Origin of the sequence: Desulfonatronospira sp. MSAO_Bac3, assembly GCF_003838035.1 — a bacterium.
In the GTDB taxonomy this organism is placed as follows: Bacteria; Desulfobacterota; Desulfovibrionia; order Desulfovibrionales; family Desulfonatronovibrionaceae; genus Desulfonatronospira; species Desulfonatronospira thiodismutans.
In genome coordinates this window covers 1-10,680 of record NZ_QYZY01000064.1, presented here as the reverse complement: position 1 = coordinate 10,680, position 10,680 = coordinate 1, and the positions used below count along the sequence as shown (strand labels likewise).

At 52.8% G+C, this 10,680-nt stretch carries 12 protein-coding genes; 6 read left to right on the top strand and 6 right to left on the bottom strand.

Features of this window, described 5'->3' with window-relative positions:
• The 6 genes from D5S03_RS02380 to carA form a co-directional block, all read left to right on the top strand.
• A partial coding sequence (locus D5S03_RS02380; protein WP_287042575.1) for a hypothetical protein occupies positions 1–229 on the top strand: 229 nt, incomplete at its 5' end.
• Between the two features lie 208 nt (positions 230–437).
• The gene (locus D5S03_RS02375; RefSeq protein WP_287042574.1) at positions 438–1,052 is read left to right on the top strand and encodes an HDIG domain-containing metalloprotein; all 615 of its coding nucleotides are present in this window, start codon (positions 438–440) and stop codon (positions 1,050–1,052) included.
• Complete coding sequence (locus D5S03_RS02370) at positions 952–1,854, top strand: D-alanine--D-alanine ligase family protein (protein ID WP_287042573.1); 903 nt, start codon at positions 952–954, stop codon at positions 1,852–1,854. The genes D5S03_RS02375 and D5S03_RS02370 overlap by 101 nt, the downstream gene beginning before the upstream one ends.
• Before the next feature lie 4 nt (positions 1,855–1,858).
• A complete protein-coding gene (locus D5S03_RS02365; RefSeq protein ID WP_287042572.1) occupies positions 1,859–3,118 on the top strand; it encodes a 3-deoxy-D-manno-octulosonic acid transferase in 1,260 nt (419 codons plus the stop codon).
• A gap of 3 nt (positions 3,119–3,121) precedes the next feature.
• The gene (kdsB, locus tag D5S03_RS02360) at positions 3,122–3,880 is read left to right on the top strand and encodes a 3-deoxy-manno-octulosonate cytidylyltransferase (protein ID WP_287042571.1); all 759 of its coding nucleotides are present in this window, start codon (positions 3,122–3,124) and stop codon (positions 3,878–3,880) included.
• Positions 3,877–4,998 carry a glutamine-hydrolyzing carbamoyl-phosphate synthase small subunit gene (carA, locus tag D5S03_RS02355; RefSeq protein WP_287042570.1) on the top strand — a complete coding sequence of 374 codons (1,122 nt, stop codon included), beginning with the start codon at positions 3,877–3,879 and terminating at the stop codon, positions 4,996–4,998. The genes kdsB and carA overlap by 4 nt, the downstream gene beginning before the upstream one ends.
• Positions 4,999–5,118: 120 nt before the next feature.
• Here the strand turns inward: carA and D5S03_RS02350 are convergent, their stop codons facing one another.
• From D5S03_RS02350 to amrA, 6 genes are all read right to left on the bottom strand, one after another.
• Complete coding sequence (locus tag D5S03_RS02350) at positions 5,119–5,958, bottom strand: CheR family methyltransferase (RefSeq protein WP_008868744.1); 840 nt, start codon at positions 5,956–5,958, stop codon at positions 5,119–5,121.
• A complete protein-coding gene (locus D5S03_RS02345) occupies positions 5,955–7,052 on the bottom strand; it encodes a protein-glutamate methylesterase/protein-glutamine glutaminase (protein WP_287042569.1) in 1,098 nt (365 codons plus the stop codon). Before D5S03_RS02345 ends, D5S03_RS02350 begins: the two co-directional genes overlap by 4 nt.
• A gap of 81 nt (positions 7,053–7,133) precedes the next feature.
• Complete coding sequence (locus tag D5S03_RS02340; RefSeq protein WP_287042568.1) at positions 7,134–7,583, bottom strand: ATP-binding protein; 450 nt, start codon at positions 7,581–7,583, stop codon at positions 7,134–7,136.
• A complete protein-coding gene (locus D5S03_RS02335; protein ID WP_287042567.1) occupies positions 7,583–8,719 on the bottom strand; it encodes a SpoIIE family protein phosphatase in 1,137 nt (378 codons plus the stop codon). The genes D5S03_RS02340 and D5S03_RS02335 overlap by 1 nt, the downstream gene beginning before the upstream one ends.
• Positions 8,720–9,106: 387 nt before the next feature.
• The gene (locus D5S03_RS02330; RefSeq protein WP_008868740.1) at positions 9,107–9,565 is read right to left on the bottom strand and encodes a chemotaxis protein CheW; all 459 of its coding nucleotides are present in this window, start codon (positions 9,563–9,565) and stop codon (positions 9,107–9,109) included.
• A 21-nt stretch (positions 9,566–9,586) separates the two neighbouring features.
• Positions 9,587–10,138 (bottom strand): AmmeMemoRadiSam system protein A, encoded by a 552-nt coding sequence (gene amrA, locus D5S03_RS02325; RefSeq protein WP_008868739.1) that lies wholly within the window; start codon positions 10,136–10,138, stop codon positions 9,587–9,589.
• Positions 10,139–10,680 lie beyond the last annotated feature (542 nt).

Here is a 10,680-nt window from a genome sequence, read left to right as displayed (position 1 = left end):
CCACATGGGCCACATTGTCTTCTATGGACACCACTTCCATGGGAACGGCCAGACACATATATTTTCTCCTGAATTTTTATTGTTGCAATACTGCCCCGCAAAGCCTCATTTCCCGACCTGGACTCTCCAGGACGTCAAAACAATAACTAACCAGCCCGTCTCTAAAGGTCAACAAAGGAAGAGGCTGGATCCTGAGAATTATTTTGCCTTTTTCAAGCTTCAGTGTTAGCAGGGATGCAAGATCGAAGCAGGTTTGACCGGTATGATTTCTGTCTCTGGTCACTTTTTTTTCACAGAACATACCCGGTGTAAAGATATCAACCGCAAATCAGGGCTGACTACAGGCAGGCTGACAACCAGAACCCCCAGGGACCACAGTAAAGGCAATGATTTATACTTTCCAGCCAGTTCCTTACCCAGCAGACCCCCGGTGGAAAGTGCCCTCCCGGGAGGAATGCCTTCATTACCTGGAACTTTACAACCTTCCCGAGCATATCATAGATCACAGCGTCCTGGTAGCCCGTGTTGCCGGAGAAATCTGCACCCTGGCCCTGCAAAAGGGAATGCAGGTTGATGCCGGGGCGGTTCAGGCTTCTGCTCTGCTGCACGATGTGGGTAAATTTTATTGTGTGGAACATGGCGGTTGCCACAACCAGCTCGGAGCCAGCCTGGCCATGGAACTTACCGGCAACCCGGCCATTGCCCAGGGAGTCATGCACCACGTCTACTGGCCGGGAGAAGTGGATATTTACAGATTTTTCCTGCCGCTGGTCATCATCTACAGCGACAAACGGGTGATGCATGACCGGATAGTCAGCCTGGAAACAAGATATTCCGATATTTACACGCGTTACGGTATCAACGAGAGGATGCAGGGCCTTATCCGCCAGTCATGGCAGCAGACCCTGCACATTCAGGAACAGCTCAACCAGAGTCTTGAGGCGGATTTGAATGCGCGTACTTTTAATAGCAGGTGGGTGGTCCAAGGAGAGACAGGTTTCCCTGAACGGGGCAGCACAGATCAAGGAAGCGCTGAAAAGTTTGGGGCATGAAGTTCTTTTTCTGGATCTTTCCCCTGATTACCAGGAACTTGTAAATAAGGCCCGTGAAGCTGACGCGGCCATAATAAACCTGCACGGTGCTCCCGGTGAAGACGGCAGCATACAGGGTGTTCTTGAAGATGTTGGCCTGCCCTATCAGGGTTCCGGTGTCCGGGGTTCATTTCTGGCCCTGAACAAGGCCCTGAGCAAACAGTTTTACGCCAATCACGGTCTAAGGACCCCCAGGGGCGGGTTGTATTTCCCCCAGGGCCGCCTGCACCATGTGCCTCCGCCGGTGATCTGCAAGCCCAATCAGGGAGGATCCAGCCTGGATATGCAGATATTTTACAACCAGGAGGAAATGTATTCTTTTCTGAACCAGGTGGACTCAGAACATGAAATCCTGGTGGAGGAACTCATCAACGGTCACGAAGTAAGCTGTGCTGTCCTGGACAATGAGCCCCTGCCGCCCATCCTGATTCAGCCGGTTAAAGGGGATTTTTTCGACTACAACAGCAAATACGATCCAGACGGAGCAGTAGAGATCTGCCCTGCTCCCATATCTCAGGAAGCGATCCGGAGCATACAGGAGATGTCCCTGCAGGCCCACAGGATTCTGGGACTCAGGCACTACAGCCGTTCAGACTTTATGCTGGACCGGCAGGACAATATCTATATTCTGGAAACCAACACCCTTCCGGGCATGACCCGGACGAGCCTGGTACCCAAGGCGGCACAACAGGCCGGAATCGGTTTTACCGAGCTCATTGCCAGACTTTTGTCCCTGGCGCTAAACTCTAACCAGCCGAGGTGAAAAGATGAAGACCAGAAAAATTTCCTTTTGCCACTGGGCCCTGCTTGTTCTTTATTCCCTGCTCTGGGTCATTGCCCTGCCCATACTGCTCATAGTCAGAAGAGAGACCCCCATTGACTCGGGCAGGCTGGGTTTCGGCATGCCCCGGGGACCCTTCCGGGTCTGGATACAGGCGGCTTCCGTAGGCGAGGCCAGGCTGGCTGCTGCCTTAGTGCGCGAACTGAACCGCAAGGGTATCAGAAACATCCTGGTCACCACCAATACCCGGCAGGGCATGGATTTTCTGGACAGCGAAATCAAGGAAGATGCTCAGAAGGCCTACTTTCCTTTCGACAACATGTGCATCATGGCCATGGCCCTGTGCAGGGCCAGACCGGAAAAACTGGTGCTTCTGGAAACTGAAATCTGGCCGTCACTTCTCAATGCCTGCAGACGTAAAAATGTCCCGGTGGTCCTGGGCAACGGCCGCCTTAGCCTCAAGAGCTTCTGCCGCTACTACCCCCTGCGCAGGTTTCTGGCATCCATTGGTCCAGACAGAATCGCTGCTGTATCTGAAAGGGACCGGGAAAGATTTTCCTCGCTTTTTCCTTCTGCTCAGACATCGGTCATGTCCAATATCAAATTCGACCTCCTGGTGGACAAGGAACCCATGGCCTATGTCCAGAACCCCCTGTCCTCCTTCTTCAAGCCCAAGCACGCCCTCATAGCCCTTGGATCTGTGCGCAGAGAAGAAGAGCCTCAAATCGCCCGGGTGATACAAAAACTTTACAGCACCCGCCCCAAAACCACCATCGCCCTTTTTCCCAGGCACATGACCCGGATCAGGCCCTGGCAGAAAATCCTGGACAGTGAAGGCATTCCATATACCCTGCGTTCCAGTCTTGAGTCCGGGACCGCCCCTGCCGGAGTAATACTCTGGGACAGCTTCGGAGAACTGGAAGCGGCTTATGCCATGGCCAGATCGGTTTTCGTGGGTGGAAGCCTCATGCCCTGCGGCGGACAGAACTTTCTGGAAGCCCTGGGTCAGGGTGTTGTTCCCTGCGTAGGACCCTTCTGGGACAATTTCACCTGGGTGGGCCGGGAAATTGTCCACTCCGGCCTGCTCATCCAGGTCCGGGACGAACATGAACTAAGCTCTAAGCTGCAGCAGCCCCAGAGCATGTCCAGGGAACAGGTGGAAAAAAAGTTCAAGGAATATCTGCAGAGTCGCAGGGGCGGAACACAGGAGCTGGCCGGTATCGTTGCCAGACACGGGAGTTCATGAGGTTTGAGGAACAAAGATCATGACTCTTTAGTCTTTACCGGAATCATCCCGGCCAGGTACTCCTCTACCAGGTTTCCGGGCAAACCTCTGGCGGACATCCTGGGCAAGCCCATGTTCTGGCATGTTTACCAGCAGGCGGTGCAATGCAGACTTCTGCACCGTGTCTACCTGGCAACAGACGACGAAAGGATTTACCAGGCAGCCGGAGAACTAAGGGTACCTGCACTCATGACCTCCCCGGAGCACCACAGCGGTACCGACCGCATCATGGAGGCCGCCCGGCAGCTGGGCCTGGCCCGACAGAGCGTGGTGGTGAACATCCAGGGGGATGAACCGGCCCTGGAACCGAAAATACTTGACCAACTCCTTGAGCCTTTTGTATCAGCAACCGGGGTCTGCGTGACCACCCCGGCCAGGAGGATAGATTTCCAGGAGGCGCAAAGCCCGAATACGGTCAAGGTGGTAATATCACAAAGGGGGCGGGCGCTTTATTTCTCCCGCAGCCCCATTCCCTGGTCCCATGACGGAGCGGGTCCTTTCCTGGGACATATCGGCCTGTATGCATATCGGTATGATATCCTGGAGAAGTTTCAACAGATGGAGCAAAGCTTTTTGGAGAAGACTGAAAAGCTTGAGCAGTTGCGGCTCTTGGAGGCCGGCATCCCCATTGACGTGGTTGTCACCCGGTATGCCTGTCACGGGGTGGACGTGCCTGAAGATATTTCCAGAACAGTTCAACTATTGCAGGAGAGACAGACATGAAAGCTTTACTGGCCCTGGAAGACGGGACCTGGTTTGAGGGCCGGTCTTTTACCGGAATGGGCGAAGCCGAGGGCGAAGTCATATTTAATACCGGCATGACCGGCTATCAGGAAATACTTACAGATCCTTCCTACATGGGGCAGATGGTCTGCATGACCTATCCGCTCATGGGCAATTACGGGATAAACCCCGAAGATGTGGAATCGGAAAAGATCCAGGCCGCCGGATTCATAACCAGGGAATGCTGCCAGATTCCTTCCAACTGGAGATCCACCCAGTCTTTGCCTGATTATTTGAGAGGGCATAAGGTCATGGGCATGGAGGGCATAGACACCAGGGCCCTGACCACACATATCCGTAAATTCGGAGCCATGCGCGGAGTCATGTCCACCACAGAAAACGATCCAGTAAAGCTTGCCCAGAGAGCCCTGCAGCTTCCCCACATGGAAGGACTGAATCTGGCTGAAAAGGCAGGCTGCAGTAAACCATTCGCCTGGACCGAGTGGGGTCCCATTCAGGCGGACCTCAACCAGGACGGCAGCTATGACTGGCCTGGCAGCGGAGGCAGGGTCCTGGTATACGATTATGGCATCAAGTGGAACATATTGAGACTGCTCAAGGCCCAGGGACTGGAGCTTCTGGTGGTCCCCTGGGATTTCGGGGTACAGGAGGCGGTCAAAGTCGCTCCGGACGGCGTTTTCCTGTCCAACGGGCCGGGTGATCCGGCAGCAATGACCAAAAGCATTGAGATCATCTCCGGACTGCTGGAAAAATTTCCCGTGGCCGGCATCTGCCTGGGACACCAGCTACTGGGACTGGCCATGGGGGCTTCGAGTTTCAAGCTCAAATTCGGCCATCACGGCATGAACCACCCGGTAAAAGACCTGAGTACCGGCAAAATTGAAATCTCATCCCAGAATCACGGTTTCTGCGTAAATATCGACCACCTGGATTTTCTGGAGCAGACCCACATCAACTTAAACGACAACACCCTGGAAGGGTTCAGGCATAAAAACAGGCCGGTCATGGCCATCCAGTACCATCCTGAAGCAGCATCCGGCCCCCACGACAGCCGGTACTTCTTTTCCAGGTACAGGGAAATGATTTCTGAATCTTAAAACTACAGCACAAAAGACTTGGCTTTTTGCTTGACTCGATGAACTTCATGTCCTGTGTGGTTTAGTGTCCTTACACTAAAATAGAATCACTTGTGCTGCAGGCACAGTTTCGCTGTGGTGTTAAGCCGGCTGGTAATAGATGGAACGCAGGTATCTTTTGGGCACGAAAGACCTGGTCACTCCGGAAAGGGATTCTGTGGAGCCGATGATAAGCGCCCCGTCGGGCTGGAGCACCCCGGCCAGACGTTCAAACAGCTTTTTCTTGTCGTCGGGCTTGAAATAGATGGCCACGTTGCGGCAGAAAATCACGTCGAACCTGCCCAGGCCGGAAAAGGCCTGCATGAGGTTTACCTTGCGGAAATTGGCCAGCATGCGCACCTCGTCCTTGATGCGCCAGTTTCCGTCCTCTGTAGGCGAAAAATACTTCTGCAGCTTATCTTTGCTAAGCCCCCTCTCTATCTCAAACTTGTTATATTTGCCGTAGCTGGCCTGGGCTATGGCCTGGTCCGAAATATCCGTGCCCAGAATGCTCACCTGATATTTGTTCAAATCCGGGATGGTCTCCTTGATGGCGATGGCTATACTGTAGACTTCCTGCCCGGTGGAACAGGCAGCGCTCCAGATGCGCAGCTTAACCGGCATGGACTTGTGCAGCCTTTTTGACCTGGCATCGATAATATCAGGAAGGATCTTGTGCTTGAAGACTTCAAAGGGACCGCTGTCCCTGAAAAACAGTGTCTCTTTAGTGGTGACTGCATCAATAATGGCCTTTTCCAGTGTTTTGCTGGCATCAGCCTTGGCCTTGTGATACAGTTGCGTGTAGCTGGAAAGATTATGCTCGGCAATCAGGGGCTTCAGCCTGGATTCCAGCAGATAGGCCTTGCTCTGGTCCAGGTGAATCCCGGATACATTATAAATGTACTGGGCCAGGACCTTTAATTCATCCGGAGTGATCTTCATCTTTTGACAGTGGATGTTATTTCAGCTGCAATCTTCTCCAAAGGGACTTCCATGTCCACAACCCCTGCATCCCAGGCTATCTTGGGCATGCCGTATACCACGCAGGTGTCGGCATCCTGGCCCATGGTCACTGCACCAAAGGACTTCATGACCTTGAGTCCCAGAGTTCCGTCATTGCCCATTCCGGTCATGATCACCCCGGTAACCCTGGACTTGTATTCCCTGGCCACGGACCTGAAAAGGTAATCAACTGCAGGCTTGCAGTTGTTTTCCGGGGGATCGTCGGTCACCCTGAAGATCCTGGCCTGGTTGGCCCCGGTCACTATCTTGGTCTGCTTGCCTCCCGGGGCGATATAGACAACATTTTTCCGGACCGTTTCCCCGTCCTGAACCTCTTTGACCTCCAGAGCGCATTTCTGGTTCAGGCTTTCGGCCAGGGATTTGGTGAAAAGAGGAGGCATATGCTGGACTATGGCCACCGGCACCCCAAGATTTCCAGGCAGCATGGGCAGCATTTTGGTCAGGGCATTGGGACCTCCGGTGGAGATTCCTATGGCCACTATATCCGACTTTTCGTAGGTGGAACGGCCCGGTGTCCTGGACGGTGGAGCAGGCCGCGGCTCCCTGGGCTCCCTGGGCTTTTCTTCCTTTTTCTGGGCCCGGTCCCCTTTCAGGGCCTTCTTAAGCTCAAAACGCTTCAAAAAATGGTTAATCCGCGGAGCCAGTGATGCGCGGATCTGCTTGATATTTTCCTCTCTGCTTTCCGAGTCCGGCTTGGTCACAAAGTCGAAGGCACCAAGCTCCAGGGCCTTCATAGTGATTTCACTGCCCTTTTTGGTCAGCGTACTGACCATAATGACCCCGATGCCAAGCTTCATTTTATGGATTTCCTCCAGGGTCTGCACCCCGTCCATAACCGGCATCTCCACATCCAGTGTGATGAGATCTGGCTTCAGGGACTCAATGCGGCTAAGAGCAATTTTTCCGTTGCTGGCGGTCCCCACCACCTCTACGCTGGGAAAATCTGCCAGCACATCGCTTAGAATCTTGCGGTAGACAATAGTATCGTCAACCACCAGAACCTTGAGTTTCATAACCTGCTCCCGTTATTCAGCCCTGCTCTCGGACCAGTATCCGCGGAGGAAAAAGTCGGATACTTTGCGTGCTGATTTTTCTTAAAATTGTTGTCTATCTTTTTCCTGGTACCGGTCCAGGTTGATGCGGCATTCTAACCTTTTCCCCTGATCCCTGAAAACTAAATGATCAGTATATTCCCGGATGAGAAAAACCCCCCAGCCGCTCTGGGTGGGGCACTCAGGGAGCTGTTTTTCCAGGCATTTTTCCCAGTCAAATCCATGGCCAGGGCTCACAACTACAATGTCTATGCCCCCTGAATCCACGCTGACCCGGCATTCTATCTCCATGCTCCGGTCCTGGTCTGCACCGTGGACAATGGCGTTATTCAGGGCTTCTCGCAAAACAAGGGACAGATCAAAAAAGACTCTTTCTCTGTCAGCCAGGAAAGGAATATAGGTAAGCTGCTGCAGTACTTTCTCCACATGGCTTGTGTCCGCGGGAAAAAAGCACGTTAGAGAATTGTCCTCCACGCTGCATTTTGAAGACATCAGATCTCCGTAGCCAGGAGGACGGCATCATCCTCCAGTAAAGATTTTTCTGGACGCAACACTGAAAAAATATGCTGCAGAGCTGGTTGCAGCTGGTAATCAGAGGCTTCCCTGCATGCCTGGAGAAGCTTATCCATTCCTTGCTCCCTGCTCATAAAATTTTCGCCGAAAGACTCCACAAGCCCGTCAGTGTAAAGAAAGACACGGTCTCCGGGCTGAATGTCCCTTTCCAGGGGGGTGAATTCCACCTGTTCAAAAGGCCCCAGTATATCACCTTCTGCTTCCAGTATCCTGGGCTCGCTGCCCTCTCCGGATACCATGACCGGGGCGGGATGACCTGCGTTGTAAAGGCTCATTTTGTTGCGTCCGCGGTCGACTTTCAAAAAATTGGCTGTCAGGTGCTGGGTGGGCTGAAGAATCCTGTTGAGCACGGCATTGATCATCTTCAGGCTTTCATGCATGGGGGTATAGGGGTTTATATTCTGGTCTATGAGCACCTTCAGGGCAGAGGTCATGTAAGCCGTGCCCAGGTCATGCCCGCTAACATCCGCAACCACGTAAACATGGATGTTTTCACCGGTCTGAACCACATCCAGAAAATCTCCTCCAGCCTCCAGTACCGGCTGATAGATATATGAAAATCTGGCCCCGGGCAGCTTGTCCGGCTCCACCAGGAAAGATTCCTGGGCCTGCTTCAGGTCGGCAAACCTCTGTACCTGGGCCTCCACCAGCCTTTCCTTGGCAAACTTGAGTTCCAGGTGCACCCTGATGCGGGCCATGACCTCGGTCTGGGCGAAGGGCTTGCTGATGTAGTCCACCCCGCCCAGCTCAAGACCCTTGACGATATTTTCCGTATCATTGAGGGCGGAGATGAAAATTATGGGAATGTCCTGGGTGGAGGATTGTTTTTTAAGCTTGATGCAGGTATCGAAGCCATCTTCGTGGGGCATCATGACATCCAGCAGAATCAGGTCCGGCAGATGCTCCCGGGCCATTTCCCGGGCCTGTAGACCGTCCTCGGCCTCCTGAATGCGGTAGCCTGCCTTGTTCAGTACCACTCTGAGCATCCTTCTGTTCAGCGGGGAATCGTCAACTATAAGAATCAGTGGGGTGCGGATCGTGTTGGTGTTGGTCATAAGAACGAATCCAGAGAAATTTTTTCAGGGCATAAGTTTGTTGTCGCCGCAAAAAATGCCTTTATCCCGCCTGGGGGCATGAAAACAGAAAAGCGGTACTTCAGTGATCACAAAAGGATGATGCGGCAAGCTGTTCATCCGGCCTGATCCGGTTTTGAATGTCTGCGGCGCTGCCGGGCATGTAACCATTCAGGGGGTCCTCGGTGCTGACTAATGGCACAAGGCCAGGGGACTGTCCCCCGCTAAGTAATGATTGTGCAGCTTCAAAAAATTTTGCGTCTGTAATTTCTGTATTTGTGCAGGACAAGTGTCGCGGGGACTGTCCCCCTGGCCGGTACCTGCCCCCCTGAATGGTTACCCGGGCATGGTCCATGCGTTACAGGGAAGCTATTCGCTGCTCAATACTTCCTCGATGTCCAGTATGGCCACAAGTTTGGTCCTGGACTTGTATACTCCCTGGAAATATTTGCCTTTGAGGCCCTTTATATTGGACGGGGGCGAGGAAACCTTTTCCCAGTCAGCCAGAACAACATCGGTGACCTTGTCCACCAGCAGGCCGATAAATTCGTCCTTAGATTCGACAATGATAATCCTGGTCTCATCGCCCATTCTGGAAAAGGAAAAACCCAGCTTTTTGCTCAGGTCGATTATGGTGACGATCTTGCCCCGCAGGTTCATTATGCCCATGACATACTCCGGGGCATGGGGAACCACTGTAAAATCAAGCTGTTTATTGATTTCCTGCACCAGGTTTATATCGATGCCGCACATGGCGTCGCCGATATAAAAACAGGATATCTGGAAAGGATCCTTTCTATCTGAAGCTTTGCTGCTTTTTCCCTGCATATCACCTCCCTTGCCGGCAATCTAAAAGACCACCGCCTGAAACCAGAATATCTCAACGTCCCTGTCCTTGTGGCAATTCTCGTGAAGACCCGCCTTGCGGCAGGTGTGAGCCAGAAAAGTCTCCCGGTCCCAGCCCCATTCCTGGGCCACCTGGGGCAGCAAAAGCCCGGAGTACGGCCCTTTGCGCACCACCAGGCCGTGCCTGCCCGGCTCAATGAGTGTGGTGTCCGGTACCGGCTCCAGTGGGCTCAAAATGGAGATTTCAAGCTCCACCTGCTCCAGTTCCCCGGGGGTAAGTTCAGGAAACCTGGGGTCGTTGAAGGCGGCCTCCCTGGCCATTCTTATGATGGTTTTCCACAAAGGCCCTTCACCGACAATATTTCCAATACAGCCGCGCAGCTTGCCCTGTATCTTCAGGGTGACAAAAGCGCCCAGGTTTTCCTTGAGTTTATCGCTGGGAGGAAGGGGGTAATCAGGCTCGCTGCCTTCCAACCTGGACTTGATGCTCAAAAAAGCCAGTTCTTTGAGGTACTCCTGCTCTTGAGTGCTTATTTCGAATACAGATGAAGACATGATGAAAAAGGGCTTGAAATTTTAATCTGCGAAACTTTGACCTTCTACACTCCCGGAAAACCGGACAGCGGTAAAACCTATACCTTCATCTGCTGTGTTTTGTAAACAACTGATTTTTGCCGGGCCTGAAAGTTTACCGAAAAAAGAAGACCAAAGTCAAAATTATAATTATAAAGAATTGCAAGCCTCTAACTGGAAACAGCCTGTTCTATGCAGACGTCTGTTTTTGAACCACTCCAAGCGTGTGGCAGGCTTTAGCGAGCGTAGAACGCTCTGGATTACAGGCACTTAATAGCTCCCCTCCTTGGCCAAGGAGGGGCCGGGGGTGGTTATATGAAATCCCTTCCTTATTACAAAATGATTGAAAGCCTCTACCTGAAAACAGCCTGGTCCATGCAGACGTCTGTTTTTGAACCACTCCAAGCGCGTGGCAGGCTTTAGCGAGCGTAGAACGCTCTGGATTACAGGCACTTAATAGCTCCCCTCCTTGGCCAAGGAGGGGCCGGGGGTGGTTATATGAAATCCCTTCCTTATTACAAAAT